Annotated in this window: 27 protein-coding genes; 15 read left to right on the top strand and 12 right to left on the bottom strand. The window is 59.4% G+C overall.

The features are described 5' to 3' along the window. Positions 1–6: 6 nt before the first annotated feature. Positions 7–390: an Mth938-like domain-containing protein gene (locus tag TPEN_RS05740; protein ID WP_011752779.1), complete on the bottom strand. Its 384-nt coding sequence runs from the start codon at positions 388–390 to the stop codon at positions 7–9. Positions 391–452: 62 nt separating this feature from the next. On the opposite strand from TPEN_RS05740, the gene TPEN_RS05735 reads away from it, so the two are divergent. After that, positions 453–1,175 (top strand): ribbon-helix-helix domain-containing protein, encoded by a 723-nt coding sequence (locus TPEN_RS05735; RefSeq protein WP_052885204.1) that lies wholly within the window; start codon positions 453–455, stop codon positions 1,173–1,175. Here TPEN_RS05735 and TPEN_RS05730 read toward each other — a convergent pair. Beyond that, the gene (locus tag TPEN_RS05730) at positions 1,172–2,320 is read right to left on the bottom strand and encodes a galactokinase (RefSeq protein WP_011752778.1); all 1,149 of its coding nucleotides are present in this window, start codon (positions 2,318–2,320) and stop codon (positions 1,172–1,174) included. The two genes, TPEN_RS05735 and TPEN_RS05730, sit on opposite strands and share 4 nt — an antisense overlap. Positions 2,321–2,372: 52 nt before the next feature. On the opposite strand from TPEN_RS05730, the gene TPEN_RS05725 reads away from it, so the two are divergent. The 3 genes from TPEN_RS05725 (at position 2,373) to TPEN_RS05715 (ending at position 4,758) form a co-directional block, all read left to right on the top strand. After that, positions 2,373–2,690 carry a hypothetical protein gene (locus TPEN_RS05725; protein ID WP_052885203.1) on the top strand — a complete coding sequence of 106 codons (318 nt, stop codon included), beginning with the start codon at positions 2,373–2,375 and terminating at the stop codon, positions 2,688–2,690. A 46-nt stretch (positions 2,691–2,736) separates the two neighbouring features. After that, positions 2,737–3,753: a galactose-1-phosphate uridylyltransferase gene (galT, locus tag TPEN_RS05720; RefSeq protein ID WP_011752776.1), complete on the top strand. Its 1,017-nt coding sequence runs from the start codon at positions 2,737–2,739 to the stop codon at positions 3,751–3,753. A gap of 78 nt (positions 3,754–3,831) precedes the next feature. After that, positions 3,832–4,758, top strand: coding sequence for a helix-turn-helix transcriptional regulator (locus TPEN_RS05715; RefSeq protein WP_052885202.1), 927 nt, complete (start codon positions 3,832–3,834; stop codon positions 4,756–4,758). Here the strand turns inward: TPEN_RS05715 and bgaS are convergent. Both bgaS and TPEN_RS05705 read right to left on the bottom strand, forming a co-directional pair. Then, positions 4,748–6,301: a beta-galactosidase BgaS gene (gene bgaS / locus TPEN_RS05710; protein WP_011752774.1), complete on the bottom strand. Its 1,554-nt coding sequence runs from the start codon at positions 6,299–6,301 to the stop codon at positions 4,748–4,750. The genes TPEN_RS05715 and bgaS overlap by 11 nt on opposite strands. Then, a complete protein-coding gene (locus TPEN_RS05705) occupies positions 6,301–7,581 on the bottom strand; it encodes a spinster family MFS transporter (RefSeq protein ID WP_011752773.1) in 1,281 nt (426 codons plus the stop codon). Before TPEN_RS05705 ends, bgaS begins: the two co-directional genes overlap by 1 nt. A gap of 205 nt (positions 7,582–7,786) precedes the next feature. Here TPEN_RS05705 and TPEN_RS05700 point away from each other — a divergent pair, with 205 nt between their 5' ends. The 3 genes from TPEN_RS05700 to TPEN_RS05690 are packed head-to-tail and all read left to right on the top strand — an operon-like array spanning position 7,787 to position 10,046. Then, positions 7,787–8,800: a hypothetical protein gene (locus TPEN_RS05700; RefSeq protein ID WP_148677978.1), complete on the top strand. Its 1,014-nt coding sequence runs from the start codon at positions 7,787–7,789 to the stop codon at positions 8,798–8,800. A 20-nt stretch (positions 8,801–8,820) separates the two neighbouring features. Further along, positions 8,821–9,510, top strand: coding sequence for a diphthine--ammonia ligase (locus tag TPEN_RS05695; RefSeq protein WP_011752771.1), 690 nt, complete (start codon positions 8,821–8,823; stop codon positions 9,508–9,510). Continuing rightward, complete coding sequence (locus tag TPEN_RS05690; RefSeq protein WP_011752770.1) at positions 9,507–10,046, top strand: glutamine amidotransferase-related protein; 540 nt, start codon at positions 9,507–9,509, stop codon at positions 10,044–10,046. Before TPEN_RS05695 ends, TPEN_RS05690 begins: the two co-directional genes overlap by 4 nt. Here TPEN_RS05690 and TPEN_RS05685 read toward each other — a convergent pair. Genes TPEN_RS05685 through TPEN_RS05675 form a run of 3 tightly spaced genes read right to left on the bottom strand, consistent with a single transcriptional unit; the run spans position 10,043 to position 13,275 of the window. Further along, on the bottom strand, positions 10,043–11,668 hold the full coding sequence (locus tag TPEN_RS05685) for an ABC transporter ATP-binding protein (RefSeq protein ID WP_011752769.1): 1,626 nt from the start codon (positions 11,666–11,668) through the stop codon (positions 10,043–10,045). The two genes, TPEN_RS05690 and TPEN_RS05685, sit on opposite strands and share 4 nt — an antisense overlap. Next, positions 11,659–12,483: an energy-coupling factor transporter transmembrane component T family protein gene (locus TPEN_RS05680; RefSeq protein ID WP_011752768.1), complete on the bottom strand. Its 825-nt coding sequence runs from the start codon at positions 12,481–12,483 to the stop codon at positions 11,659–11,661. Before TPEN_RS05680 ends, TPEN_RS05685 begins: the two co-directional genes overlap by 10 nt. Before the next feature lie 3 nt (positions 12,484–12,486). After that, positions 12,487–13,275: a hypothetical protein gene (locus tag TPEN_RS05675; RefSeq protein ID WP_052885200.1), complete on the bottom strand. Its 789-nt coding sequence runs from the start codon at positions 13,273–13,275 to the stop codon at positions 12,487–12,489. 84 nt (positions 13,276–13,359) lie between these two features. Here TPEN_RS05675 and TPEN_RS05670 point away from each other — a divergent pair, with 84 nt between their 5' ends. Continuing rightward, positions 13,360–14,112: a phosphoribosyltransferase family protein gene (locus tag TPEN_RS05670; protein WP_011752766.1), complete on the top strand. Its 753-nt coding sequence runs from the start codon at positions 13,360–13,362 to the stop codon at positions 14,110–14,112. Between the two features lie 42 nt (positions 14,113–14,154). Next, on the top strand, positions 14,155–14,841 hold the full coding sequence (locus TPEN_RS05665; RefSeq protein WP_011752765.1) for an HAD family hydrolase: 687 nt from the start codon (positions 14,155–14,157) through the stop codon (positions 14,839–14,841). A gap of 59 nt (positions 14,842–14,900) precedes the next feature. Here the strand turns inward: TPEN_RS05665 and TPEN_RS05660 are convergent, their stop codons facing one another. After that, on the bottom strand, positions 14,901–16,505 hold the full coding sequence (locus TPEN_RS05660) for a PTS system mannose/fructose/sorbose family transporter subunit IID (RefSeq protein ID WP_011752764.1): 1,605 nt from the start codon (positions 16,503–16,505) through the stop codon (positions 14,901–14,903). An 88-nt stretch (positions 16,506–16,593) separates the two neighbouring features. Between TPEN_RS05660 and TPEN_RS05655 the strand changes: the two genes are divergently transcribed. From TPEN_RS05655 to TPEN_RS05640, 4 genes are read left to right on the top strand one after another with little or no spacing between them, the layout of a single operon-like run. Beyond that, a complete protein-coding gene (locus TPEN_RS05655) occupies positions 16,594–17,478 on the top strand; it encodes a DUF7916 family protein (protein ID WP_011752763.1) in 885 nt (294 codons plus the stop codon). A gap of 14 nt (positions 17,479–17,492) precedes the next feature. After that, positions 17,493–17,915 (top strand): PTS sugar transporter subunit IIA, encoded by a 423-nt coding sequence (locus TPEN_RS05650; protein WP_245534191.1) that lies wholly within the window; start codon positions 17,493–17,495, stop codon positions 17,913–17,915. 41 nt (positions 17,916–17,956) lie between these two features. Continuing rightward, on the top strand, positions 17,957–18,460 hold the full coding sequence (locus TPEN_RS05645) for a PTS sugar transporter subunit IIB (RefSeq protein ID WP_011752761.1): 504 nt from the start codon (positions 17,957–17,959) through the stop codon (positions 18,458–18,460). 9 nt (positions 18,461–18,469) lie between these two features. After that, positions 18,470–19,582, top strand: a complete 1,113-nt coding sequence (locus TPEN_RS05640) for a Gfo/Idh/MocA family protein (RefSeq protein WP_011752760.1) — start codon at positions 18,470–18,472, stop codon at positions 19,580–19,582. Here TPEN_RS05640 and TPEN_RS05635 read toward each other — a convergent pair. Genes TPEN_RS05635 through nagA form a run of 3 tightly spaced genes read right to left on the bottom strand, consistent with a single transcriptional unit; the run spans position 19,556 to position 23,817 of the window. Further along, complete coding sequence (locus TPEN_RS05635) at positions 19,556–20,803, bottom strand: hypothetical protein (protein ID WP_011752759.1); 1,248 nt, start codon at positions 20,801–20,803, stop codon at positions 19,556–19,558. The genes TPEN_RS05640 and TPEN_RS05635 overlap by 27 nt on opposite strands. A gap of 7 nt (positions 20,804–20,810) precedes the next feature. Continuing rightward, positions 20,811–22,640, bottom strand: a complete 1,830-nt coding sequence (gene glmS, locus TPEN_RS05630; protein ID WP_011752758.1) for a glutamine--fructose-6-phosphate transaminase (isomerizing) — start codon at positions 22,638–22,640, stop codon at positions 20,811–20,813. A gap of 10 nt (positions 22,641–22,650) precedes the next feature. After that, on the bottom strand, positions 22,651–23,817 hold the full coding sequence (nagA, locus tag TPEN_RS05625) for an N-acetylglucosamine-6-phosphate deacetylase (RefSeq protein ID WP_425358379.1): 1,167 nt from the start codon (positions 23,815–23,817) through the stop codon (positions 22,651–22,653). A gap of 74 nt (positions 23,818–23,891) precedes the next feature. Here nagA and ptsP point away from each other — a divergent pair, with 74 nt between their 5' ends. Continuing rightward, positions 23,892–25,622, top strand: coding sequence for a phosphoenolpyruvate--protein phosphotransferase (gene ptsP, locus TPEN_RS05620; RefSeq protein ID WP_052885196.1), 1,731 nt, complete (start codon positions 23,892–23,894; stop codon positions 25,620–25,622). Between the two features lie 3 nt (positions 25,623–25,625). On the opposite strand, the gene TPEN_RS05615 is transcribed toward ptsP, so the two are convergent. Further along, positions 25,626–25,898 carry an HPr family phosphocarrier protein gene (locus TPEN_RS05615; protein WP_011752755.1) on the bottom strand — a complete coding sequence of 91 codons (273 nt, stop codon included), beginning with the start codon at positions 25,896–25,898 and terminating at the stop codon, positions 25,626–25,628. A 67-nt stretch (positions 25,899–25,965) separates the two neighbouring features. Here TPEN_RS05615 and TPEN_RS05610 point away from each other — a divergent pair, with 67 nt between their 5' ends. After that, positions 25,966–26,709 (top strand): SIS domain-containing protein, encoded by a 744-nt coding sequence (locus TPEN_RS05610; protein ID WP_011752754.1) that lies wholly within the window; start codon positions 25,966–25,968, stop codon positions 26,707–26,709. Positions 26,710–26,731: the final 22 nt, after the last annotated feature.

Here is a 26,731-nt window from a genome sequence, read left to right as displayed (position 1 = left end):
TCTGCGCTAACACGTTAAATGCAACATCGCGAGAACCCTCCTACCCCTAGCTACAAGCTCGTTGTACTTCTCGACAGCCCTACCAGTCTCGAGCACGTAGACCTCTCTACCCATCCTCCTAAAACTCTCGACGACCTCACTGTCCACGCGCATAAAGCCGTGGTACCCCGTGCCTACCACTACCGCGTCGACATCGAGACCAAGATACTTTTTCACGTCTTCCAGCTGGAGCCTATGACCCTCGAGTCTCCACCAGTTAGGCACTACGCCCGAGGGAGTTATGATGACATCCCTCTCATAGGCCCTGCCGCCTACAACGAGGCGCCCAAACTTGTACGCGTCTATCAATGGTTGCCCCGCCGCCACGAAAACATCATTGTTGTACGCCACAAAAACGTAGCGTCCCCTGCACGAAGAAAACTTTAAAATGTATGGTTGTAAGTTACATACTGATGGCGGAGACTGTAAAGAGGAGGTTAAAGGAGATAGAGGAGGAGCTCAGGGGCGAGCTGGGTAGACTTGAGGAGGAGCTCAAAAAGCTTGTAAGCAAGGAGTCACCGAGCCTCCAGGAGTTCGAACAGTTGAAGGAAGAGCTACGGGCACTGAGGAAGAGGCTTCTCGCCGCGAAAGTGGAGCTCAAAGGGCTGCTCTCGAAGACGCGCCTCGAGCTGGACGAGGACGTGGTAGAAGAATTGGAGGAGGAGGTAGAGAAGTTCTTCGATAAGTGGGACGACATGCTGGATTACTTCTCCGAGGCGCTGAGCGATGCAAGGGAGGCTGTCAGGGAGTACAGGCGCCCCTTTGAGAGTTTCGAGAAAGTGGTGGAGATGAGTATACGCCAGGCTACGAGCGCCCTCGAAGAGTCTCTGGCGAAGCTGAAGGAAGCCTTGGAGAAAGGCGTGCCGGGACCGTCCCTCGTCGTGTCGTCGATAAGGCTATCGGAGAGAGACGTGGAAGTAATAGACGCGCTAGTCGAGGCCGGGATATTCAAGAGTAGGAGCGAGGCTGTAGCCTTCTTCGTGCATAAAGGCATCGAGGCCTCGAAGCCCGTACTCGAGGAGGCGCTTACAAGGCTGGAGGAGCTGAAGAAGCTTAGGGAAAAGCTACGGGAGGATCTAGGCAAAGCACTGGGAGGAGGATCCGGGGAGCAGGCTCCCGGGAAGCTGCAAGGCTAGCCGTCTACGCGGTCGATCCGAGCGCCCTCGTCCGGTACGAGAATCCAAGCTTTTTTGCCGCCCTCCCTTAGCGCCGAGCCCACGACCTCCTCTTCTCCGCCCTCGGTTAAGGCTAGAAGGCTTCCGCCCATCCCGGCCCCGCTTATCTTGGCTGCTAGGGCACCCGAGCGGAGCATCGCGTCACGTATCCTCTCGAGCTCCGGGAGGCTAACCTCGTAGAGGTCTCTCAGGAGCTCGTGCTGGTAGTTCACCTCGGGGGCCAGTTCCCGCGGCTTCCAGCCTTTCCTCCTTAGAATCCCGACAGCCCTCGAGGTGGATGCCTGCATTAGCAACGTGAACAGTATCCTCTTTCTCGAAGCCTCGTCCAGCCTGTCTAGGTACGGCTGGAGATCCTCCAGGGATAGCTCCTCCCACCTGGGCTCGTCGTAACGGTACCCGAGTAGCCTCTTAAGGCCAGGAGGAACGGAGGGGTCCTCCATGAGCGCTCTCAGCCCCCGGTTTATCTCTTCCTGCCTCTTCGGGTGGATGTCTGCCACGCTGTGGCGTATACCGGAGTCTACGACTACGAACCTGAGGCTACCCGGCTCTAGCTCCTCGACTTCAACCGGGGGTCTGGGCTTGAGGAGTATCACGCCGCCGTACGCGGACGCGTACTGGTCTAGCCTGCCGCAAGGTATACCCGCAATCCTGTTCTCAGCCTGGAATGCCAGCTCCGCTAGCTCCTTTTTCCCGAGCCCGAGGTTGAAGTAGTAGTCGATAGCCTTTAGAAACGAGACTTCGAGCGCAGCGCTACTCGACAAACCGCTACCCACGGGCACCTCGCTCCTCACGACAGCCCTGAAGCCCTCCGGGAGGGGCTTCCCGAGGTACTCCTCGACAGCCCTCACAACGGCGCGCAGGTAGTTCCCCCACCACCTCCCCTCGACCAGAGGAGGATTGGTGGGCGGAAACCTGTCTACGCACTCTAAGCCCTCCGCGCACAGAGCCTCGCTTTTAACCTCGAACAGCTCGCTCCTTCCCAGAACATCCACGTACGTACGCAGGTTTATAGCTACGGGTACGACCGGGAGCCCCTTGTAGTCCTGGTGCGTGTTCAGGAAATCCACCCTACCCGGAGCCGATGCAGTGAACCTCCCTCCCGCCACGAGCGGATATCCCCCGTAATGTATAAAAGTCCTTCTGCGAAGATATTTTTGCATGCAGATCGGCATAGTGAACTTCCTGGTAGGCTGGATCGTCTCGGGCATCGCCGTGTGGCTTGCGCTGAAGCTCTTCCCGGGAAAGCAGAAGGCAGAGTCCATCCCTGGCGCCTTCCTAACAGCGCTCATCGGAGCGCTCATCTTCTGGGTCTTCAAAGTACTTCACATACCGTTTGGGACGCTGTTAGCGATACTCGTATGGCTCTACGCCCTGCGAAAGATCCAGGGGGTAGGGTGGCTCGGAGCAGCGGTTCTCGCCGTGCTCGTATACCTAATCAACGCGCTGTTCGGCCTCTTCCTGCCGACGCTCCTCTAAAGCCCCCGCGTAAAACTATTTGTTTTTTTGCGACCTGGTCTAGCGCGTGGAGGACAGTTACAACGAGTTAAGGTGGAACCCCGTACTGGGTTGCTGGGTCATAGTCTCGAGCTCGAGGGCTAGGCGTCCGTGGAGGCGCGTCGAGAAGTGCCCGTTCTGCCCTGGGAGCGAGGAGACGGGGTACGGCTGGGACGTACTGGTGCTCGACAACAAATTCCCAGCGTTGCGACGCGATGCCCGCGTCTCCAGGAGTTCCAGGGACTTGTACGTCGTTAGGGAGGCTTACGGAGCCGCGAAGGTCGTCGTAGAGACGCCGGAGCACGAGGGAGACCTCGACTCGATACCCTTTGAGAACCTCGTCAAGTACTTGGAGTCTCTCGGCAGGGTAACGGAGGAGGAGTGCCGGGACGAAAGAGTGGCGTACGTGCTACCTTTCAGGAACAAGGGGGAGGTCATAGGCGTCTCCCTGACACACCCCCACAGCCAGGTCTACGTTCTCCCCTTCGTACCCCCGAGGGTAAGCCGGGAGATGGCGATGGCCCGGGAGTTCAGGGAGAAGAGGGGCGGGTGCCTGTTCTGCCACGTGCTGGAGCTCGAAGCAGAGGAAGGCGCGAGGACCGTCTACGAGAACGAGCATTTCCTGGTCTTCTTACCGTTCTTCGCGATGTGGCCTTACGAGCTTCACGTGTACCCGAAGAGGCACGTTGGAAGCCTAAACACGCTGAGTAGCGACGAGAGGGTCTCCCTGGCGGACGCTCTACGCGTGACTGTTGCCGCGTACAACTCTCTCTTCGGCTTCAGCCTGCCCTACATCATGGTCTTCCACCAGTCCCCCTGTAGGGATGAGGGCTCCCTACACCTCCACGTAGAGTTCTACCCGGTTCACAGGTCTGCCGACAAGCTGAAGTACCCTGCAGGGATAGAGTGGGGAGGCTGGGTGTTCACGTACGACGGTCTCCCCGAGGAGAGGGCGGGCGAGCTCAGAGAAGCTTTCAGAAGGGGCGTCGAAAAGCTGAAGGCCAACGGCTACGCCGCGCGCGGGAGGGTGTGCGGCACCTCTTAGCGCGTGGTAAGCCGTTTACCGCCTTTGCGCGTCGGCAAAGCTAATATATCGAAAAATCTTTCAACAACCAAGACCCCTATGAGGAGCAGATCGTTGGTTATGCTCGCCGCGTTGATCACTGTCTGCGTTATTCTCCCCGCGGGTAGCGTCCCGGTTAACTCCGTGGCGATCACGATTCTCCCTACTGGCGTCGCGAAAGTAGACTACTCCGTGAGCGTTGGTAACGCCTCCCTGCTAGACATACAGCTCGTCGGAACCCCCCTCCCCGAGTACGGCGTCGTCGTAGTCGACGAGCACGGTACACCTCTAGCCTACATGGTTAACGAGACCACCGGTACCATGAGGATAATCACCCTGGGCTCCTCTCTCGTCTCGATAAGCTACTTCACGAGTAGCATACTCTCCATGAGTAAAGGCGTTTGGACTGTTAGCTACGTGTCCCCCCTCCCGAGCACGGTACGGCTACCGGCCGGCACAGCCCTGTCATCCCTCTCAACGGTTCCCACTTCCGTCACGGTGCAGAACCAGTCGCTCGTACTGAGCTTCCAGCCGGGCAGGGTCAGCTTTTCCTACGTCTACGTGCCCCAGCAACCGCCACAACAAGCCCCTCCGCAGACCTCGCAACCTTCACGGGTAAACGCCTCGCAACCTGCATCTCAACCCCAGCCCACGCCGAGCCCCCAGCAACCAGCCCCGGCTAAGACCACGCCTTCTGGTATGCCCATAGAGCCTCTCTACATAGCCGTCCTGGGGGCCGCGGGGGCGGCTGTCGTGCTAGCCCTCCTCCTGAAGGCGCGCGGGGGGCGGGAGCTGGGAGAGGAGGACGAGGAGATAATAGGGGTTCTGAAGAAGCTTGGTGGAGGAGCCTTCCAGTCGGACATAGGGCTCTACGTGAGCCTACCGCCTACCACGCTTTGGAGGAGGATAAGGAGGCTGGAGAAACTGGGCTACGTGAAGATAGAGAAGAAAGCCGGGAGGAACTTCGTAAGGCTGGTTAAAGGTTGACGGAAAGCTTTTCCCTCGCCTTCCTGACCGCCTCGTCTGGGACAGTCCCCTCCGAGACTATCCTCGCAAAGAGATCCGCGCTCGGGCGCTTCACTCTTCTCTTGCTGGAGAGGTCTACCTCGAATAGGCCGAAGCGCATCCTGAAGCCATCCGCCCACTCGTAGTTGTCCGTCAGAGCCCAGTGAAGGTAGCCTTTAAGGCTTATCTCGCGGCTTTCCAACGCGTCCTCGAGGAGCTTTAGGTGGAGGGCTAGGAAGTGCGGCCTCAGCTCGTCCCGCGCGTCTGCGACCCCGTTCTCCGTTACGAGTAGAGGAACGTTGTACTGCATTGCCATTTTTACAACCTCTACTATGCCCTCGGGGTATACTTCCCACCCGAAGTCCGTGGTAGGTCTCCCTGCCAGGCTCTGAGAGTTCGGTGCACACTCAAACCCGTACCCCTTCACGAGCACGGGGAACGCGGGGAACGGGATTACAGGCCTGAGGAGGTTGACCTTACCCTTGACGACGGACCTCGAGTAGTAGTTGATGCCCATCCAGTCAAGCCTCGACTTGTACTTCTCGAATACTTCGCTGGGCTCCTGTTTGAGGTCGAAGTCCCTGTCTATCCACCCGTTTACAAGGGAGTTCGGGATCCAGGAGTTATGGAGGTGGTGTGTTACCATAGATGCGTCCCGGTCGCGCTTCCTGGAGGGGTCGAGGGGGTGGAACGGTATCATGTTGTGTATAATTCCGACGGACGCTGACTCCGCGGAGTCAGAATAAGCTTTCACCCTGTCGAACTTCTTGATAGCGATGTACGCCAGTAGGTGTGCTTGTGCGATGTTGATCATAGCCCGCTTGTACGCGTCGAAGTTGAATATGCCGGGCGGGAACTTCCCCCTCCTCTTCAGGAAGCCCGACTCGGTCACCACGCTCGGCTCGTTGAACGTTGACCACGCGTCTACGAGATCCCCGAAGCTCGCCGCAACGTAGGCGGCGAACTTCGCGAACTCCACCGGGAACCTGGGGTCCGCGTAGCCCAGTGGCCCCTTCTTCGCGTTCGTGGCGCGCGCGGTTAGAGGGTCGTGGATCCAGGTTGGAAGCGTGAAGTGGACCAAGTTGAGGATGACGTAGAAGCCCTTCTCGCGGAGGTCCTCCACGACCTCCCTGTAGTGTTGCACCGCCTTCTTGTTCGCAATGCTGTCCAGCTTCTCTAAGTCGGAGTCGTCGATGTCTATACCGGTCTTAACGCCGTCCTCCTCTTCCACCCCAACCTCTACGCTGAACGTCGGCTCCGGAAACACCCTGCTCCACTCGACGTTAAGCCTGTAGGCGTTTAGCCCCAGGCTTTTCGCCAGAGAGTGGTCCTCCCTGAAAAGGTGCCAGTAGTCTATCCCTTTCTCCGGCAGATCCCCGCTGACTATTCCCTCCCTTATGTTGTACTCGTCGTGTACCCACACGTACCAGTCGGTGTTAGGGTCCAAAGCTTCCCCCGCGGGGTCCCCCATCTCGAACTGGAAGCCTGCTAGGGATACTCCCCAGAGGAAACTCTTCGGGAACATCAGCGCCCACCCCTCAGTCTCTCCGCCCTCTCCCTAATGAGGTTTCTCAGCCTGTCTATGTCGCGGGGGATTATCGCTGCTAGTACCGCGAAGAAGACGAAGCACAGAAGCCACGTATACACGCTTACCAGCAGTATAGCCTCCCCAAGGCCCATGGACTCCGCCAGTACGCCTGTCAGAAACGGCGACGTAGCGCTACCGAGGTTCTCGAAGAACCTTAGGTATCCGGTAGCGCTGGACCTCAGCTCGGGCTCGGTGACATCCGTGATGGCAGCGACTACGTTCGGGGCCGCCATGGGAATCTCGAACGCTGTGAGAACAGTGAACAGAATGAACTCCTCCGTGCTTTCAGCCCTAATCGCGAGGTAGATGAGCACTGCCGAGAAGAACACTACTACCGCCCCGAGAATCGCCCTACCCCTCTTCGTCTTTTTGAACAACCAGTCTCCGATAATCCCTGCGACTATGTTCCCTGCGACCATGGCGATGAGCGACAGGGACATTACCACCATCACGGTGTCGGGGGACAGCCCCCTCTCCTTCTCCATGTACGTCACGAACCAGAAGGTAATCGCGTTCCACGGGAAAACGCCCCAGAAGCCCTGCAGGTAGAGGAGTACGAGGGATTTGTTCTCCAGCACCTTTGGCAGGTCGGATAGCTTCGCCCTGTAGATATCCTCCGTTAACACGTCCTTGAGCTCTGGCTCGGAAACACCCCTCGGCACATCCTTTACCAGGAAGAAGGTTAACGCGCCGATCGCAACCCCTATGGGACCAGTTATGAAGAACGCGTTCCTCCAGCTAAGCCCCGCCGCCACTATGCTCAACGAGAGTATAGTCCCTATGATCGCCCCGAGAGGCCCCGTCGCGTTAAGCAAGCCGAGAGCCTTCCCGCGGCTGTAGGGGTCAAAGTAGTCTGCCACGAGGCTATAAATTCCGGGAGGCGCCGCGTCGTCGATACCCGTGGCGAGCCTCGTAGCGAAGAACTCGGAGAAGGTTCTCGAGAGGGCGTTGAAGATGGTGGTGAAACCCCATATCAGCGCCGCTAGACCGGCTAAGAGCTTCCGCGAGTACCTGTCGTAGAGGTAGCCCCACACCGGGTAGAGGAAAGCGGCTACCAGCACCGTAAGAGAGAATACTAGACCTAGCTGGCTGTACGACACCTTGAACTCGTCCATTACTTGCGGCGCAACAGCCGAGACTATGAAGCGGTCCGCCTGGTGTATAGTCAGGAAGGTGAAGAAGAACAGAACCACGAACCATTTATATTTGCTTCGCATATCGCTTTTATTTTCAACTCCGCTTTAAAAATTTTTACTACGCCTGGGCCAAGAGGCTACATCGTAGCGCTCTCACACCCTGGCAAACACTCCTCCACTCACACCACAGCGATGGAAGCTCGCCTGGATCCTCTACGCCTAGCACAAAGCTAAAGGCTTCTTTGTCCGCTATCAGTTAATATACCTGCGCGTGATTAGCTCGGAGGTGTGTGGCGTGTTCGACGCTGAGAAGGCGGCGAGGGAGGTCGTGGAGGAGTTTGGTCCGAGGCTTGACTTGACGAAGCCCGTGGAGGGCCTTCTTCCGGGCGGGGAGGCGAGAGTCTTCAGGGTTGACCTCGACGTGGCGGCTGATGTCTACATCCTGGACACGCCTCAGGGTGCCAGGATAGCCTCGATGCCGGAGATCGTTGGGGCTAGGCTTTCCGCGGAGGCCTTCTCGCTGGCGGAGGTGGCTGCTAAGCTCGTCTTGAGGCTCGCGGGCTCCGAGGAGCTCATGTTTCTACACGTCCTGCGCGGGTCGCCCGGCTACATGCTGCACGAGGCTCTCGCGAAGGCTGGGGCCAGGCTACGGGAAGGCTTCGTGAAGATTACCAGCCACTCGCAACACGGCGAGGGAAACGTCACTTTTTCCTCTGTAGGCGCGTTTACGAAGGGGAGCGATACGCTCGTCGTAGCGGATACCGTGGCTACTGGCGCGACCCTGGAGGCAACAGTTAACTTCACCCTGAAGATCGCCGAGATAAAGGGCATTAACCTGAGGAGGATAATCGTGTACGGCTTTATCGCGGAGGAGGGGCTGAGGAGGCTGGCATCCCTGGCGGAGAAGGTCGGCCTCGACGCAAAGTTCATAGCAATGCAGGACGTGGCCGCGCTTGCCTCGAACAGGTTCGACATGCCACTGTACGGTCCCGACGGTAAGGGAGGCAAGGTTCTAGGAGGCATTGTAGACGAGAGGACGCTGAGGGACATGGTGGGGGAATACTTCCCCGGAATGGATCAGCCCGGGGACTGGAGCGAGAGACAGTGCTTGCTCTTCAACGGCGAGGGCTTGGAGAGAGGGCGCATACCGGGCCACTTAGAGAGGTCCCGCGCGAAGCTCGAGGAGCTGAGAAGCATCCTAGCGGAGAGAGGGTGGTACCCCGACTGGCTCGAAGAGGTTTACAGGAAGAGGGTGGACGGCCTGGAAAGGGCCTCCTCGGAGGAATACTGCGGCCCGTAGCTCCTGGACGGTGTGGCGCCGTGCGGCTCGCCGTGCTCTTCTCTGGAGGCAAGGACTCGCACCTCGCTATGTTCAGGGCTATGAGGCACCACGAGGTGGCGTGCCTCGTTACCGTTGAGTCGAGGAACCCGGAGAGCTACATGTTCCACGTCCCCAACATCCACTTGACGGAGCTACAGGCGGAGGCGATAGGGCTACCGCTCGTGAAGGTGGAGAGCGAGGGGAGGAAGGAGGAGCTGGAGGACTTGAGGAGAGCGCTCGAATTAGCCGTGGAGAGGTACGCCGTGGAGGGCGTCGTGACGGGGGCGATAAGGTCTACCTACCAGTCTACCCGCGTGCAGAGAGTCTGCAGGGAGCTCGACCTCTGGTGCTTCAACCCCCTGTGGCTGGAGGACGAGTACGAGGTCTACAGGGAGCTACTCGAGAACGGCTTCGAGGTAATAGTCTCGGGGGTCTTCTCGTACCCCCTCGACGCGAGCCTCCTCGGGAGGAGGGTCGACTGGGGGCTCGTAGAGGAGCTGGGAAAGCTGAAGGAGAGGTACGGTGTCAGCATGGCCGGGGAGGGGGGAGAGCTCGAGACCACCGTTCTCGACGCCCCCTTCTACAGGAAGAGGGTAGTCGTGCTGGAAGCGGAGAAGGTTTACTCGAACTACTCGGGGGTTTACAGGGTGAAGAGGGCTAGGCTGGAGGAGAAGGGGGGTCTGACGTGATACTCATAGTGAGCACTTGCGCGGACAGGCTGAGCGAGTACGAGTTCGTTAAACCGCTGGCGAGGATCCTCGGGAGGTACGACAGCTACGAGGTCGTATCCTACAGGGAGGTGGGCCCGGGCGTCGTGGAGAGGTACGACAAGGTGGTTATCTCCGGGACTGCTTTGAAGGACTTCGACTACTTGAGGTACGTGGATAGGTTTAGCTGGGTCAAGGAGTTCGAAGGACCGGTGCTCGGCATATGCGCCGGTCTCCAGCTAGTCTCGCTCGTGTTCAGAGTGGGGCTTAGGGACAAGCTTGTCATCGGGGTCAGAGAGGTAGAGGTAGTCAGAGAGAACAGGCTCGCGAAGACGGGGAAGCTGAAAGCCTACTTCGTTACCTCAAAGCTACCGGCGCCGAGTAGCGCAGTCGAGGTGCTCGGCGTGAGCGAGGGGGAAAACGTGTTCTTCAAGGTCAAGGATAGGGAAGTCTACGCCCTGGCGTTCCACCCGGAGGTCTACAACGAAGAAATACTTGCGAGTTTCGCCAGGCTCTAGCCGTGCCGGCTCTGCCTGCAGAGGACGTACCTCAGTGGGCGCTTGATCCTCGCCTTCTCCGCTACACCGGGGTCTGCCAGCACGCTGTCCGGCTCGCCGTCAGCTACGATTCTGCCCCCACACATTACGACCACCCTGTCGGCGTACGCCGAGGCCAGGTCGACGCTGTGCGTTATCGCGACTACGGCTTTCCCCTCTTCCGCGAGCCTCCTCAGCGTCGAGAAGAGGTACTCCGAGAACGCTCTGTCCTGCCCCGTGGTGGGCTCGTCCACTATCAGCACAGAAGGGTTCAGCGCGTATACACTCGCAAGCGCGAGCCTCCTCTTCTCTCCCTTGCTCAGGAAGAACGGGTGCTCCTCTGCCTTGCCTTCCAGGTTGAAGAGCCTCAGCGCCTCGTCGACCGCCTTCCTCACCTCGCCCTCTCCTGCTCCGCGCAACCTTAGGCCGAACGCTACCTCCTCGTAGACAGACTGGCAGAAGAGCTGGTGCTGGGGGTTCTGGTAGACGTAGCCCACTATCGACGAGAGCTCCAGCCTGCCGTAGCTGGAGACGTCCCGCCCCCTTACGAGGACTCTCCCGCTCGTCGGGCGCACGAGCCCCGCGATCACCTTTGCCAGCGTGGTCTTCCCGCTCCCGTTGGGGCCCATCAGCGCTACGAGCTCCCCCGAGTACAGGGTGAGCGTCACGTTGTCCAGCGCCCTGATCCCTCCAGGGTAGACGTGGGTAACGCCTTGAACCCTCACCACTTCCTCGAGCCCTCCTCGCCGCCCGCGCGGCTCACCGCACACGGAGCCGTCGAGCAACCCTTTCTCCGCGAGCCTTACGAGCTCCTCCAGGGACGGTTCCCGTAGGCCGGCGGCCCTGCACAGCTCGTAGAGCTCCGGAGGGCGCAGGGACAGCCTCCTCAGCTCCTCCATTCTGTGGTAGAGTTCGCGCGGGGTGCCTTCGAGCGCGACCCTGCCCTTCTCCAGCACGACCACTCTGTCCGCGAACCTGTATATGATGTCGGGCTCCTGTTCAACCATTACTATGGTGACGTCGAGCTGCCTGCGCAGGCTCTCGATCGCCGACACGACTTCCTCCTTGCCGGCGGGGTCCAGGTCCGAGGTTGGTTCGTCGAGTATGAGTAGCTCCGGCTCCTTCGCGACCGCGGACGCTATCGCCACCCGCTGTTTCTCGCCCCCCGAGAGCTGCGAGGGGTTCCTTTGGAGGAAGCCGGCGCCGAGCCCGACGAGCTCCAGCGCCCACAGCGTCCTCTCCCTGACTTCCTCCGGCGGTAGCCCCATGGCTTCGAGGGAGAGAGCGACCTCGTCCTCCACCGTGCCCATGACGAACTGTATCTCCGGGTCCTCGAACACCACGCCTACTCTCTGCGCGATGATGGTCACGTCCGTCGAGAGCGTGGAGAGGCCGAGGACCTTCACCTTGCCGCTGAACTCGCCGGGGAGCCTCTGGGGTATTATGCCGAGGATCGAGAGGACGAGAGTCGTCTTGCCCGCCCCGCTTAGCCCTGTGATCGCGAGGAACTCGCCCTTCTCGACGCCGAGGTTTACGCCGTTCAAGGCGTAGTGCGGCGACCCCCTGTACCTCCACTTGAGCCCCTCGATTTCTACTACGCGCATACCCACCACGCCGCCAGTAATGCGAACTGCAGTGCGGCGAGCCCTAGGACTAGGCGGTCAGCCCGGGTAAGCGCGAACGCGTAGCCGCCGCGTGGGCCGCTCAGCGGCGATAATCCCTTCGACTCGAGGGCCAGCGAGACTTCGTAGCTCCTGCTGACCATGAGTGATATCAGCGGGATGAGCGCGTTGACGTAGAGGAAAAACCTCCTGTAAAGGCTCGTCTTCTCGAAGTCCACGCCGCGCGCCATCATAGCCTCCCTGATCACCCTGAAGTCGTCCAGGAACATGCTTATCCCCCTGAAGAAGAGGGAAGCCGCGACCGCGACGCCCAGCGGGAGGCGGAGCCCCCTCAAGGCTCGTACAACGTCCCTGTCGCTAACCGTAGCTACGAAGAGTGTAGCCGTGAGTATCATCGCCAGTATGCGGAGAACGAAGAAGAAGGACCTCGAAAGGGCCTCGTCCGTGACTACTATTCTCCAGGCGAGGACCCCCTTCTCGGCCTTCACTGAGAGTAACGTGTACTCGAAGAGAACCCTGCCCGGGAGGCTCGTAAAGAGGGTTAAGCTCAGAACTATGAAAGCGCTTAGGCTTGCGATGAGGACTAGGAAGCCCTTCACGACCCTCAAGGGAACCTTTACCGCCAGAACAACTAGAAAGACAGCCAGGGTCAGCGCCGCAGCCGATGGAACGTCCTTCACTAGGAGCACGTCGAGGGAGAAAGAAAGAGGAACCACTATTTTAACGAGGGGGCTTAGCCCCATGTACAGCTTGCTCTCCGCTTCGAAGCCCGTCAACTCTCCGAGTATCGTCGGCATCCCTTACGCCCACCATCCCTCGACGTAGAGCCCAGTACGCTTGAAGACCGGCGTGAGCGCTACTAGCAGCGCCGTGGATAGGACGGAGAGCACTATGAGGTCGCCTACAACCCACCCTACGAACACAGGCCAGAAGGCCGCCGCGGGTAGGGGTGGTGGGAAGTTGAAGAGAGTAAGAGTCCCGGCTCCCCATAGCCCGGAGATGAACGACGTTAAGACTACCCCGACTATGTACGTAGCCCATGTCTTAGCGTTCCCGACGGCGAGACCCACGAGGAGCCCCAGCACTGCTAGGGCTAGGCCCGTGTAAACCGAGTAGACGTAGATGCTCGTGAACGGCTCGCCCAGGCTACCCCAGAGCACCTGTACGACTATCCCCAGCAACAGCACGATGGAGCCAAGCGAGATCAGCACTGGGAAGAGCTTAGCCGCCCACCCCCTCTTCACCGTGAAGTCCGGGTCTACCCTCAGGGCCCGGAAAAGGAAGGCTGGCACTATGGCTTCGAGGAAGTCCGCGAAGGACCATACGAGCGACTGCACCACTGTGTAGCCGGAGGGGTATAGCCCCAGGAAGAAGCAGCTAAAGTAGCCTGCAAGGGCGCCCCAAGCCCCCATCCACACGCCTAGAGGCACGTATACCGCGGCTGCCACGTAGAGGGCGGAGACTCCCGGAGCGCCGAGGACGGGGAATATCAGGCTTGAGACCACTGCGAGCACGTAGGCGACTGCTGTAGCGAACACGAACGTCACTATGTGCATCCAGGTTACTTTCCTTTTTACTTTCTCCGTCACGTGAACGGTTGCGCATCTCTTTTTATAAATTTTTCTCTGAGCTTAATAGAAAAGCTTATATATAACTTTGTGATAAGTGAAAACATGCCCATCTCTAGGAGCGAGGCGGAGGTTCCGAGGATACTCGCATCGAGGGTTCTGAGAAGCCTGAAGTCGTACGTACCCTTACAGGAGGTCTACAGGGCTTTGAGGGAGGAGAAGGTAGAGGTATCGCCGTCAGAGCTATCCAGGTACGCGGCTGGGCACTCCCTTCCCCCGAGCCTAAAGGCTGTGCATATCCTCGTCGCGCTTAAGAGGAGGGGGTTGCTTCGCGAGATCCTCTCGAAGAAGATATCCATGGACGAGAACGGCGTAGTGAACGTTGCACAGCTGGCGTACGACGTAGAAGTCCTCTCGGCGGCTGTTGCGAGCGCCTACCCCACGTTCTTCAGGGGCGTAGACGTGGTGCTTACAGCCGCCGTGAACGGGATACCCCTAGCGTCCTTCGCCGCGTGGGCGCTCGACGCCAGGCTTGCAGTCGCGAGGAGGGAGAGGGAGAGCCCCTCGATGAAGTACCTAACTGCCTACCTGTTCCAGCGCGACCCGCCGAGCGTAGTCCCCCTGTACGTGCCTTCGAGCCTGCTAGAGAGGGGGGCTAGGGTTCTGATAGTCGACGACCTGTTGCGAACCGGTAGAACCTTGAAGGCTCTCTTAAGCCTCATAGACGAGGCGGACGCCGAGCCCGTAGGGGTCCTGGCCCTGGTATCGCTCAGCGAAGCCTGGAAATCCGTGTTAACGCGGGACATCCAGACAATGGTTATCCTAGAGCTAGCATCCCAAGGCTCCACCCAGCCGTAGACGCGCGCTACAGATATAGCTGTTCCACGCGTAGCATACGTGATGAGCGGCGAGTGGATCGTGGTGTCCGACTACGACGGTACGCTGGCCGAGGAGAACAGAGAGGTGGAGCCCCGCGTCTTGGAGAAGCTCGAAGAGCTCAAAGCAAAGTACCCCTTCAAGTTCGTTATAGCGACGGCGCGACCCCTGGAGGACATATCGAGGTTCGTGGGTAAGCTCTGGCTCGTAGACGCGCTCATACTGGAGGTGGGCTCAGTCGTAGCGTTGCCCGAAGCATTGGAGGTTATATTCAAGCCGTGGGGGTGGGATAGGCTCCGGGCAGTACTCAGGGAAAGCGTACCGGCTGTAAACGAGGGGAGAGTGCTGTACTACGTCGACGAGGAGGAACTCCAGGTAGCGGAGAGAGTTGCTAGGGAGAAGCTGGGAGCCTTCGGGTACGACCTCGCGAAGGTCGGCTCGCGGACGTATGCGTTCATGCCTAGGGGCATCGATAAGGGTGTGGGTCTCGAGAGGCTTCTCAAGCTGACTGGGTGGAGCGACGCCATGATAGTAAGCATCGGAGATAGCCGCACGGACCTACCGCTCTTCCAAAAGTCGAAGGTCAAGGTGGCCGTTGGGAACGCCGCGCGAGAAGTCAAGGAGAAAGCGGACATAGTTTGCGAAGAGAAGTACGGGGACTGCGTGGTAAGAGTAATCGAGGAGATAGTTAACCGTATGAGCTATAGCTGAGTCTTTCAGTGGCAACCTTAGCGTAAATAACGTTTACAAAAAAAGGAATTAAAATTGTTTTAACCGAGTACTCCTAGCAGTGCGAGTATGAATGCCGTGAGGAAGAGTATGACGACGGCTTTACCGTAGCTGTAGCCTTTGACCTTTATTAGCCAGTAGGCGTAGAGGGTGAAGAGCAGTGGGAGCAGGGATGGCATCAACTGGTCCAGTACTGGTTGTAGCTTAATGGCGTGACCAGCGTACTGGGCCAGTACTATCGGGGTTGTCGCCCTGACGTATGTCGCCGCGATTCCTCCGACCATTGCCATCGCGAAGGCTGCTATACCCTCCCTAAATATCTTCAGGACTTCTCCCTTGAGTATTTCCGCCAGGGATAAGCCGTACTTGTACCCGTAGACGAGCGTGTAGTACTTAACGGCCCAGGAGACTGGTATCCATATCAGTAGCGCTATTACCGGGCCGAGTATGTTGCCCTGGGCTCCCAGCGAGGCTCCTAAGAGGAACGCTATCGGGAGGATCGTGAACCACATTATCGAGTCTCCGAGCCCTGCGAATGGACCCATAAGCGCTGTTTTGACTCCTCTTATCGTATCCTGATCCGCCCCCTGTTCCTCTAGGGATATCACCATCCCGTAAATGGCGTTGTGGAGGTGGGGCTCGGTGTTGTAGAACTCGTTGTGTAGCCTCATCCAGGACTTCAGCTCCTCCGGGTCCTTTCTAAGCTTCTTCTCTATTTCAAGCATACCGTGCGCGAAGCCTGTCCCCATCATTCTCTCGTAGTTCCAGGACGACTGTATGAACCATGAGACCCCGAACCACCTTATGAAGTCCTTCGTCGTTGCCTTGCCGGTGGGTGGTGCCGCTGTGGTTACCGCGGCTCCAGCCTCCAATGCCTCGCGGTGGGTGAAGTAGTAGATAGCGAAGATTATGGATCCCGCTACGAGGGCTATCGCCAGGAGGCTTAGCTTCAGGTAGGCTGCGAGAGCGAAGCCGAGTACAAAGAACATCACGTTCCTACGCGAGATCATGAGTTTCATTAGAATGGCGGCACCGAGCGCTGGGAGTACGGCGCCCGCGACTGCCATCGCGTCCCAGAAGCGCACCGTGAAGGGTCCGATTTGAACCACTTGGAGGGCATCTATCGCCGCTTTAACGGCCTGTGGGTTTATGGCTAAGGCTCCCGCGAATAGCCAGATAGGTATTGCCCTGCTGAGCCCCCATGGTACCGCGCCGAGAATGTTTATCAGGGGGATTGCCCCGTAGTTCCCCCTCTCTATCTCCCTGTCAGCCCAGTGCGTGAACACCGCGTCGAAAGACCTGACAACTATCTCCAAGTTCATTGTAAGCACTGCTACGGGTATAGCCAGCGGTACCGCCGCCTCAGGCTTTAACCCCGTAGTAACGGCGACAACCACGGAGGCTATCGTCCCGCTAGCAGCCTCCGGAACGGTCCCGCCTCCTATCGTGAATAGCCCAGCGAACACGAACTCTAGTAGCGAGCCTACGAGTAGCCCTGTCAAGGGGTCTCCTAGAATAATGCCTGTGAGGGTCCCCGCGACCACGGGGCGCCAGATTCCGAGAGGTGTTACCCAGATGTAGTCCAGTCCGAAGATGAAGGCTAGCAGTCCTAGAAGCCCTACCTCGAGTGGGCCTATGGTCGCCATACAAATAGGCTTTTACCAACCTATTTATAAAGATTGTGCTTTACGACGAAAACTTAATTCGGTGGGCTTAGTTTCAGGTTCACCCGGAATGGCGAAAAGAGTATTAGATCTGAGTGGTAGGGAGCTTGCAAAGATTTCAGCTAAAGACTTCAAGTCTTCCGTCGTAAGCTCCGAGGGTAGGACTATCTGCGCGGAAGTCGTCGTCCAGTCTCCTCCACTCGTGGATGGAGTCTCCAACGTAGAGCTAGCGGCGTCCTTCGGGGCGGACATGGTCCTGTTGAACATGTACGACGTTTTTAACCCCAGGGTAGAGGGGGTGCCGGAGGAGTACGCGAGCATCTCGGATCTCTCCGAGTTCCTGCAGAGATTCGTTGGAAATAACCTTGAACCCGTGGATCCGGGCGTTATACCCGAGGGGAGGAGGCTGTCGCCGCGAAGCATCGAAAAGAGCATCGAGCAGGGTTCTAGACTCATAGTGGTGACTGGTAACCCCGGTCTCGGCGTAACGTGGTCCAGGATCAGGGAGGGGGTCGAAGCTTCGAAGCGCATAGTCGGCGAGAGAGCACTGGTGTTCGGGGGTAAGATGCACAGCGGGGGGATTCGCGGCGAGGACATCTACGACCTGAAACTGATAGAGGACGTGCTAGCGGCGGGCGCCGACGGCGTAGTCGTGCCTGCCCCTTACACCGTCCCCGGGTCTCTCCCGGAAAGAGTAAGCGCCGTGGCGCGGCTGGTCTACAAGTACGACGCTCTCCTCATGTGCGCGATCGGCACTTCCCAGGAAGGCTCGAGTAGCTCCGTAATCAGGAAGATAGGGTTGGCCTCGAAGGCATGCGGTTGCGACATACACCACATAGGAGACTCCGGGTACAGGATGGGCGTCGCCGTGCCTGAGAACATACTCGAACTATCGGTAGCGGTGAGGGGTGTTAGACACACATATAGGCGTGTCGCGATGTCCCACTTGAGGTGAGAGCCTTGAGAGTAGTGTTTGCCTCGCACGGAGGGCTAGGCTGTGCCATGCGGGAGGCAGTCGCGATGATCCTAGGGGTCTCCGTGAAAGAAGTCACCGACTGCGTCGAGCTCCTGGAAGGTGAAAGCTTCGAAAACTACTACGAGAAGCTTGCGAGCAGGGTTGACGGGGACACTATAGTCTTAGCGGACCTCTTCGGGGGGACACCAAGCAAGGCGGCACTCATGCTCCTACAGGAATCCAAGGTGAAAGCGGTGATTACAGGCTTCAACATGGCAATGGTTATACAGCTCCTATCCTCCCAGGACGAAGACCTGGAGTCGCTCGTTCTTGGAGCAAAAAGCGCAGGCATGGAGGGTGTAAGGGCATTCGTAGGTCCAGGGCTCCGGGAGTTAACGGGTAAAAAGGAAGAGGGTCCCTCCGGAAAAGATTTTTAGAAAGAGGTGACCGTTATCCAAAAAGCTTGCAGGTGGGTGATATGGAGAAAAAGCAGAACATCTTTATCCGTATAGATGACAGGTTTATCCACGGGCAGGTAACGGCCGCGTGGACGAAGAAGTTCGAGGCAAACGCCATATGGGTTGTCAACGATAAAATAGCGGGAAACCCAGCCTTGAAGCAGTTGCAAATAATGCTGGCGCCTCCAGGCATCTCCGTGGAGGTTTTAAAGGTAGAGGAGGCCGCCGCCAAGGCGAGGAACGTAGGGAATAACACCAGGGTTTTAATGCTCTTCGAAAACCCGATCGACGTGCTAGCCTTCATCGAAAAGTCCGGCGTAAAGGTGGACTGGATACTGGCGGGGCAGATGGGCTACAGGGCTGGGCGCGTCAAAGTAGAGAAGACGTTCGACGTGGGACCGGAGGAGCACAAAGCGCTACTAAGACTCCTCGACATGGGCATAAAGGTCTACTACCAGCAGCTCCCAGACTTCCCGCCGAAACCCGTCGACCTCGAGGAGAAGCTTAGAAAACTGAAATTCTAGGTGTGCTTAATGAGGATAAGGGTTGGGCTTATAGGCTCTGGGTGGTCGGCTTCTGCTCAGGCATTCTCCTTGTCTAGTCTTGGGAGGGTTGTGAGGAGGAGCGGCTTCCCCGAGGTTGAGTTGAGGGTTGTGTTTAGCAGGACTCCTGCTCACGCGGAGGCTCTTGCTAGGCAGTATGGCTTCGAGAAGTGGACTACGAGTGAGTCGGAGTTCTTCGGGGAGGATTTGGACGTTGTCGGTATAGCTTCTCCTAACAACACGCACTACCCCTACGCTTTGAGGGCACTCGAGAGGGGGTTTAACGTTGTGCTCGAGAAGCCTGTCGCTTTTAATGCTCGGGAAGCCGAGGAGATTGAGAGATACTCGAGGAGGGTTGGTAGGAGTGTCGCTGTTTGCCTTGTATCCCGGTTTACACCGGGGATACAGGTTTTGAGGGATCTTGTCGTGCGGGGAGAGCTTGGCGACTTCTTGGAGTTCAGGGGGGTTATAGCGCACGCGAAGCATGCCTACAAGGATACACCGTTTGAGTGGAGGATGGATAGGAGCGTGGCTGGTGGAGGGGTTTTCGCGGATATAGGTGTGCACGTACTCGACTTGTCTGAGTACGTGACTGGGGGGAGGGTTAGGAGGGTTTTCGGCAAGGTTTACACGCTTGTCGGCGAGAGGGTAGACCCCGCTACGGGGTTGAAGAGGAGGGTTGATACAGAGGATATTGGCTTCGCAGTACTGGAGTACGAGGCTGGGGCTGTGGGCTCAGTAGAGGCTTCGAAAGTATCGCCGGGCTTCGAGGAGCAAATGAGGGTAGAGGTTTACGGGGATAGGGGTGGTGCGAGGTTCTCGCTAAGCGAGCCCCACGTCCTCCACCTCTACCGGCGCGAAACAGGGAGGACAGAGAAAATAGTTAAGGGCTACGAGGAGATCTACGGCGACCTTGCCTGGCCTCTACCCAAGAGTTTCGAGGGCTGGGTGTTCTCCTACGTGATACTCTACAAGACTTTCTTCGAGTACCTCTCGGGGCTGAGGGAAGACTACCACCCGACAATTAGTGACGGTGTCCGGAGCCAAAAACTTCTCGACGCCGTCTACGAGTCTAGTTCAAGCGGGAAGTGGATCGAAGTCTAACACCTCCTCTAACCCCCTTAAAACCCTCTCCGAGCTCTCCTCGTCGAGAACCTGCATGACAGACTCATAGCCGAGCGCGTAGTCCCTTGGGACGAGGTAGCCTAGATACTCCCCCGAGTAGCCTACGAGCCCCAGCTTACCGGATCCGGCAAACCGCTTCAGTCGTAGAGAGAAGTCGGAGTGGAGCTCGAAGGGCGCGAAGAGAAGCCTCAAGGACCCTATCCTGAGAACACGTAGCTCGACCTCGCTGCGCCCAGCGGAGGATAGGTAGGGGGTTATCCTCTCCAGCGCTTTCACGCCTTCGAGGATAGCTTCCCTCACCCTGGGGTGCGCCGACCCTGCACCCACGCGTAACGCTGCTGACAGTTCCTCCGGCGACGGTTGCCTAAAGGACACACTGACCCTTTTGGCTTGTAAATCCACCTCTGCGGCATCCCCGGGCATGCCTCTAAGAGGTAACAGGAGGAGTTGGTCCACGAGTAGCTTTCCGAGCCTTTCTGCTTCCTCGAATGTTTGCCCCCTTCTCGTAAACCTGGTAGACACGTTTGCAGCCGCGCCATTCAGGAACAAGCCTACCCCCGCTTTCCACGCCGCGCCCAGGTACCTGAGGACGGGGTCTACGAGGTCCTTCGAGATCAGCAGGTTGTCGGGGCCCAGAACCGTGGGGTGTACCGCGTAGTTAAGCAGGTACCCAGCCGTCTGGAGCCCCCTTTTAAACACGACTACCAGTGCCTCGTCGTCCACCTTTCTGCCTGGATCCTCCCTGTCCGTAACCACGCCGCTCACGGATCCCTTCCCTACGAGTACATCGTGCCGCTCAACCCTCCCCGCGAGGTCCTGAAAAAGGATTCTGAGCCTCTCTTCGAAGTATGCCAGGTAGTCTCGGCGCAGGAAACTCCCCCCGAACGTCAGCAGTGGGTTTGTGAAGAGTGTTGCTGGCGCGGAGTGGGTGTGCGTAGCGCTTACAACGACCTCCACCGCCCCGACCTCCCTTTCCGCCACCCTGTGAACGGTTTCAACTATCCCCGAGTCGACGCCGAGAAGGTCTAGGTTTACCAGCAGGACTGCCGGTTGCCAGTCTATAAGCATGCACCTAGCCTCGACGTCGTCGTGGGCTCCGAGCGAGCGCCCCTGCCTGGCTATGTAGCCTGCGAGCTCGTGGCCCGCGGGCGGGGAGGGGGTTATGGGTACGGCTCCGAGGGCTACCCCTATAGCCGCCATTCCGGCGTCACTGGGTAACGGCTTTCGTCAGGTAGCGCGGGGAATCGATTGGTCTTGAAAGCCTCTCGCCCAGCCTGTAGGCCAGTAGCTGCAGGGGAACCGCCAGGACTATCGGCGCGAGGTGCCTCTCCGCGGGCGGCGCGGCTACGACGGCGGCGCCTTTCTCCGAGAGGGCTTCCAGGCTCTGGTCTCCGGCGAAGCCTACCGCTACGACCTTGGCGCCGGCTTCCAGAGCCATCCCGACTAGCGGGTAGGTAGCCTCGGCGGAGACTTTCTCGACAGGTACGACGAATACCACGCCGAAGCCCTTCTCGACGAGTACGAATGGACCGTGCTTGAACTCGCCCGCCTCTACCCCCTCGGCGTGGAAGTAGGAGGCTTCTTTCAGCTTCAAGGCCCCTTCGAGCGCGAGCGGGTAGGTAAGCCCCCTCGACACCACGTAGCCTCCCCTGCACTCGGATACCTCGTTTGCCGCCTTGGAGGCCTCCGAGTCAACCTTGGGTAGCCACTCCCCGAGTTGCCGCGCCGCCTCGGCTACCGCGGCTAGCTTCGAGTTAAGCGTGTCCTCGTCTATCCTGCCCTCCTGCCTGGACGCCCTGAGGGCCACCAGGTACAGCAGTAGCAGAGTAGAGGTAAAGGTCTTCGTCGCCGGAACCGCTAGCTCGGGGCCGGCCGCTATCGGGAGGTAGAGGTTTGAGAGGCGGGCGAGCCGCGAGCCCACGTAGTTCGTTATGCCCAGTATCGTCGCCCCGCGGAGCTTCGCCTCGTAGAGGGAGGAGAGCACGTCCCCCGTCTCGCCGGACTGGGATATCGCTAGGACCAGGCTGCCGGGGCCTATGTTTTCGAGGTAGTAGAGCGGGAACTCCGCCGCGCTGACCACTACGGGGTTTACCCCTACGAGCTCCGAGAAGTAGTAGGAAGCGACCATCCCCGCATGCAGGCTCGTACCGTTGGCGATTATGTAGACGTTGTCCGCGCCTGTAACGAGCCTTGCCGCGAGCTGGAGGTACTTCTTCTGCACGGAGCTCAGGGTCCTCATAAGGGACTCGGGCACCTCGTATATCTCCCGGAGCATGTGGTGCTTGTAGCCGTTCTTCTCCACAAGGGAGGGGTCGAGATGCAAGGGTTGTAGTTCCCCGAGCCCCCCGACCCCCGCGCCCGTGTACACCTCGACTCCCTCGCTGGAGACCCGGACTACCTCGCCCCTCCTCACCTCCCTGTAGCGCTCCGCGAAGCCGTGCATAGCGTACTTGCTCGTAGATACGAGGAAGAGTTCCCGGGACGCGCCGAGGAAGAGTTGCGGCCCCGTCGTCGCGGCGTAGATGCTACCCGTGGATGCGTCCAGGAAGGCTACGGCGAAGAAGCCCTGCAGCTTCTCGGAGAGCACTCCCGGTAAAGCCTCGGGGGCGCGGCCCTCCCTGAACGCTTCCTCCAGGACGTGGGCCACGACTTCGAAGTCGCTCCTCGACGTTAGCCTGTGCCCGTTGAGTAACACCTTGTCCTTCAGCTCCTCGTAGTTCGAGATAGAGCCGTCGCCGACTACCGCTAAGCGTCTCCCGCAGTCGACGTGGGGGTGGGCGTTCTCGGCTGTAGGCCTACCGTGAGTGGCGTAGCGCGTGTGCCCGAGGGCTACGCTACCCTGGAGCTTGTCGAGGCCTAGCTTGCGCGCTACCACGTCTATGGGCCCTGTGTCCTTGTAGACCTCTAGGCGCCCTTCTCGGGCTACGGCTATTCCCGAGTTGTCGGTGCCCCTGTACTTCAGCCTTTCGAGGCCTGTCACGACGAGCGGGACGACGTTCCCGCCGCTCCTAGACACGGCCCCGAATATGCCCCCCATCCGCCTCGCCTCAAGCCTCGTACACGACTTCTCCGGCTATAATCGTTTTCTTAACCTCTAGCCTCTCGTCTAGGACTACCATGTCCGCCGCGTACCCGGGTCTGAGCAGGCCGACCCTCTCCCTTCCAAGAGCCCCTACGCTTTTCGCCGGGGTGTAGCTCGCCATCGTCAGGGCTTCGAGAGTGTTCGCACCCACCTTCGTCATGTTCCTGACCGCCCTGTCCATCGTGAGCGTCGAGCCGGCGAGAGCCCCCGAGTCTGCCAGCCTGGAAACCCCCTCCTTCACCACTATCCGCAAGCCCCCGAGGGTGTACTCGCCGTCGGGGAGCCCCGCCGCGCGCACTGCGTCAGTTATGAGCACTGTCCTCAGGGGGCCCGCCAGGCGGTAAACAAGCCTCACGGTCGCCGGGTGTAGGTGCACGAAGTCCACTATCATCTCCACGAAGACGTCCGTATCTAGGAGTAACGCCATGGCGGTGCCAGGCTCCCTGTGGTGGAAGCCCCTCATCTGGTTGAAGATGTGGTTCGCCTTCCGGGCTCCCGCCTCGACCGCCCTGAGCGCCTGCTCGTACGTGGCGTCCGTGTGCCCTACGCTCACCGTGATGCCCCTCCTGCTCGCCTCCTCTATGAACTCCAAGGCACCCTCGACTTCGGGGGCTACTGTGACCTGCCTCACGAGGCCCCTCGACGCCGAGACGTACTCGTCGAGCTCCCTTAGGCTAGGCTTGCGGAAGTACTGCTCGTTCATAGCCCCCTTCATCTTCGGGTTGAGGTATGGACCTTCAAGGTGGACTCCGAGGATCCTCGCCCCCTTTGAGGGGCTCCACCGCGAGCTCGCCGCGGCGACGTTGCTACACGCCTGGAGGAGTCTCTCGTGGGGCGCCGCCACCGTCGATGCGAGGAAACCCGTGACCCCGTGCTCCGCGAGCCCGCCGGACATTTCGAGTATCTCCTCCGCGCTGGCTTCGGTTACGTCTACGCCTCCGTAGCCGTGTATGTGCGTGTCTATGAAGCCCGGCGCGACGTAGTAGCGCTCCGCGTCTACGACCCTATCGGGGACAGCCTCGACGTCGAAGCCTTCGACGACGCCGTCCTTCACCATCACGTTGACGACCCCGAGGTCGCCCAGAGGGGTGAGAACGTGGGCGTTCTTCACGAGTACTCTCAACAGCCCCACCCGGGGTATGTTGCGGAGAACTCCTACTTAAAGGTGTGCACAGGCTTAAATAAGGGGTCCTGAAGTTGTTTAGCGTGCCTCAAAGCCTGAAGTTTAGAGGCCAGGTGGTTTCTCAGGGGGTTGCCAGAGGACGTCTACTCGTCGTGCGCGCTGTCGACGTGCTCGGGCTAGTCGAGGAGAGGCGCGTCGGCGATGTCGAGGGGGAGCTCGAGAGGCTGTCGCGGGCTGGCTCGCTCGTTAGGGAGAGGCTGGAAGAGCTTAAGAGGGTATTGCCGGCCGCGGAGCGCGAGATCGTGGACGCACAGCTGTTGATGCTGGAATCCCTCGTAGCCGAGGCGGGGGAGCTCGTGAAGTCCTCTTCCCTCTCCGCCGAGTACGCGGTGAAGAGCGTCTACGAGAAGTACGCCGAGATGCTGAAGAGCGGTAGCGAGCTCTTCGCGCTCAGAGTGCAGGACCTCCGGGACCTCGCGTCCAGGCTCGTCTCGGTTTTGACCGGTGGGAAGACGGCCGGCGGGGGCTACTCCGGGAGGATCGCTGTGGCGGAGGAGCTCGACCCGATACAGTTCCTGGAAGCTGCCGAGGAGGGGTTGGCGGGCCTCGTGACCCGTAAAGGAGGGTTGACGGCCCACGTATCCATACTGGCGAGGCTCAAGGGAGTGCCTTACATGATCTCCGGAGAGCTCGACCTTGGCCTCGTCAGGGACGGCGACGAGGCGGTGCTGGACTGCGTGAACGGCGTTCTCCTCGTCAACCCGACGGCCGAGGAGGAGGAACGCTACGGGGCGTTGGCCGAGGAGTACAACAGAATGCTAGCGCTGTTCTCGAAGGAGGAGGGGCTCGAGCCCGTAACGCTGGACGGCCGCCGCGTCGACGTGTTGTGCAACGCCGGGGGGCTCGAGGAGGTCAGAGCCGCTCCGGGCTACGGGTGCGGCGGTATAGGGCTCTTCAGGATAGAGTTCGCGTACATGGTGCGTCAGGAGGCGCCGGGCGAGGAGGAGCTCTACGGGCTGTTCAAGAAGAGTCTGGAGGTGCTCGGCGGCAGGCCCCTCACGGTCAGGGCTCCCGATATAGGGGGCGACAAGCCTGTGAACTTCCTGGAGCTCCCGAAGGAGGCGAACCCCCAGCTGGGGCTCCGCGGTACGCGCCTACTGCTCGAGTACAGGGATAAACTGCTCAGGCCGCTGCTCAGGGCGGCGCTGAGGGCGGCTGTCCACGGCGACTTGAGGCTCATGTTCCCCATGGTCTCGACGGTCGAGGAGGTCGAGGAGCTCTCGGAGGAGGTCAGGAGGGCCGAGGAGGAGCTGAGGAGCGAGGGCTTCGAAGCGAGGGTCCCGAGGCTGGGCGTGATGGTAGAAGTCCCCTCCGCCGCGCTTCTCAGCCGCGAGCTAGTCGAGAAGGGGGGTTTGAGCTTCGTCAGCTTCGGAACCAACGACTTGACGCAGTACGTCCTGGCGGCGGACAGGGGGAGCGCGCACGTCGGCAAGGTGTACGACGAGCTTAACCCCGCAGTTCTCAGGCTGATAGCCTACGCTGTGGACAAGCTGGGCGGGAGGGCGGAGGTCGAGGTCTGCGGGGAGATGGCTAGCAGAACCCTCGCCGTCCCAGCCCTACTGGGGCTCGGGGTGCAGGGGCTGAGCGTAGCCCCCGTCTTCGTCGGGAGGGTGAAGTACGTAGTGAGGAGGATAGACCTCGAGGAGGCTTCGAGGGAGGTTAGGGAGGTCGTAGAGTCCGCGAGCACGTCCAGGGAGGTTAGAGCTTGGGCTAGGAGCTACCTGGAGAGAAGGGGCATTAGGGTCTTCGAGTAACTCTTACTTGTCTATGGACGGTAGAACCTCTGTGAGCAGTTTTCCCAGCTCGGCTATGGCCTCCTCCTCGTCGGGGCCCTCCGCCACAATTTCTATCTCGTCGCCCATGTCCACTCCCAGCGCGAGCAGCTGTAGGATGTTCTTGGAGTCCGCCGCCTTGTCCAGCTTCCTCACAGTTATCCTAGACTTGAACTTCCTGGCTGTCTGAACGAAGACCGCCGCGGGCCTCGCGTGCAGACCGCTCCTATTGGAAACCTTCACCTTCAGGGTCTTCATAAGCCCTCGGACGCGGTACAATGCGAACGTTTATATCTTTACCCGTACTATGTAGGCTTGGTACCGAATGGTGCAGGACGTCTACACCGAGTTTTACAGGGGCGTTGTAGGCATATTCGACAGGATTCTCCGGGAGGAAAAGCTCAACCTCGAAAAGGCTTCCGAGGTCCTCGCCCATACCTTGAAGAGCGGCGGCTTCATCTACGTGTTCGGGACCGGGCACTCCATGCTGATGGCCATGGAGGTGTTCTACAGGGCTGGAGGGCTTGTACGCGTCTACCCCCTCCTCGACCTAAGCGTCTCCGGCTTTAACGGCGCGCTTAAGAGCACGTACATGGAGAGGTTGCCCGGCTACGCGAAGGCGCTCCTCGACTCCACGCCTATAAAGCCGAACTCCTCGCTGATAATTGTGAGCAACTCCGGGAAGAACGCTGTTCCCGTCGAGATGGCGGTAGAGGCGAGGAACAGGGGAGTCAAGGTCATAGCTATAACCTCCGTGGAGTACAGCAGGAAGGTGCCTCCGAGCAACCCCCTCGGGAAGAGGCTCTACGAGGTAGCCGACGTCGTTATAGACAACAAGGTCCCCGAGGGCGACGCGATCCTCAAGATAGAGGGGTGCGAGCAAAAAGTGGCGCCCGTGTCTACGATCGTGTGCTCCTTCATACTCCAGCTACTCGTAGCCAGGACTGTGCAGAAACTCCTCTCGGCGGGGGTGAAGCCCGAGGTCTGGATGAGCGCGAACGTGCCGGGAGGCGACGAGGCGAACAAACGCTACCTAGAAAAGTACTTCGAGTCCCTCAAGCCCCTGTAGCGCGCTGGGCGAAGAAAACCTC

The organism is Thermofilum pendens Hrk 5 (assembly GCF_000015225.1).
Classification (GTDB): domain Archaea; phylum Thermoproteota; class Thermoprotei; order Thermofilales; family Thermofilaceae; genus Thermofilum; species Thermofilum pendens.
This window is presented reverse-complemented; position numbering and strand designations above follow the sequence as displayed.

Excerpts from the sequence above, each read along its gene's own strand:
- TPEN_RS05735 (WP_052885204.1), top strand. The coding sequence starts at position 453 with ATGGCGGAGACTGTAAAGAGGAGGTTAAAGGAGATAGAGGAGGAGCTC.
- TPEN_RS05725 (WP_052885203.1), top strand. The coding sequence starts at position 2,373 with ATGCAGATCGGCATAGTGAACTTCCTGGTAGGCTGGATCGTCTCGGGC.
- TPEN_RS05715 (WP_052885202.1), top strand. The coding sequence starts at position 3,832 with ATGAGGAGCAGATCGTTGGTTATGCTCGCCGCGTTGATCACTGTCTGC.
- bgaS (WP_011752774.1), bottom strand. The coding sequence starts at position 6,301 with ATGTTCCCGAAGAGTTTCCTCTGGGGAGTATCCCTAGCAGGCTTCCAG.
- TPEN_RS05705 (WP_011752773.1), bottom strand. The coding sequence starts at position 7,581 with ATGCGAAGCAAATATAAATGGTTCGTGGTTCTGTTCTTCTTCACCTTC.
- TPEN_RS05685 (WP_011752769.1), bottom strand. The coding sequence starts at position 11,668 with ATGCGCGTAGTAGAAATCGAGGGGCTCAAGTGGAGGTACAGGGGGTCG.
- TPEN_RS05680 (WP_011752768.1), bottom strand. The coding sequence starts at position 12,483 with ATGCCGACGATACTCGGAGAGTTGACGGGCTTCGAAGCGGAGAGCAAG.
- TPEN_RS05670 (WP_011752766.1), top strand. The coding sequence starts at position 13,360 with ATGCCCATCTCTAGGAGCGAGGCGGAGGTTCCGAGGATACTCGCATCG.
- TPEN_RS05665 (WP_011752765.1), top strand. The coding sequence starts at position 14,155 with ATGAGCGGCGAGTGGATCGTGGTGTCCGACTACGACGGTACGCTGGCC.
- TPEN_RS05660 (WP_011752764.1), bottom strand. The coding sequence starts at position 16,505 with ATGGCGACCATAGGCCCACTCGAGGTAGGGCTTCTAGGACTGCTAGCC.
- TPEN_RS05655 (WP_011752763.1), top strand. The coding sequence starts at position 16,594 with ATGGCGAAAAGAGTATTAGATCTGAGTGGTAGGGAGCTTGCAAAGATT.
- TPEN_RS05645 (WP_011752761.1), top strand. The coding sequence starts at position 17,957 with ATGGAGAAAAAGCAGAACATCTTTATCCGTATAGATGACAGGTTTATC.
- TPEN_RS05640 (WP_011752760.1), top strand. The coding sequence starts at position 18,470 with ATGAGGATAAGGGTTGGGCTTATAGGCTCTGGGTGGTCGGCTTCTGCT.
- TPEN_RS05635 (WP_011752759.1), bottom strand. The coding sequence starts at position 20,803 with ATGGCGGCTATAGGGGTAGCCCTCGGAGCCGTACCCATAACCCCCTCC.
- glmS (WP_011752758.1), bottom strand. The coding sequence starts at position 22,640 with ATGGGGGGCATATTCGGGGCCGTGTCTAGGAGCGGCGGGAACGTCGTC.
- TPEN_RS05615 (WP_011752755.1), bottom strand. The coding sequence starts at position 25,898 with ATGAAGACCCTGAAGGTGAAGGTTTCCAATAGGAGCGGTCTGCACGCG.
- TPEN_RS05610 (WP_011752754.1), top strand. The coding sequence starts at position 25,966 with ATGGTGCAGGACGTCTACACCGAGTTTTACAGGGGCGTTGTAGGCATA.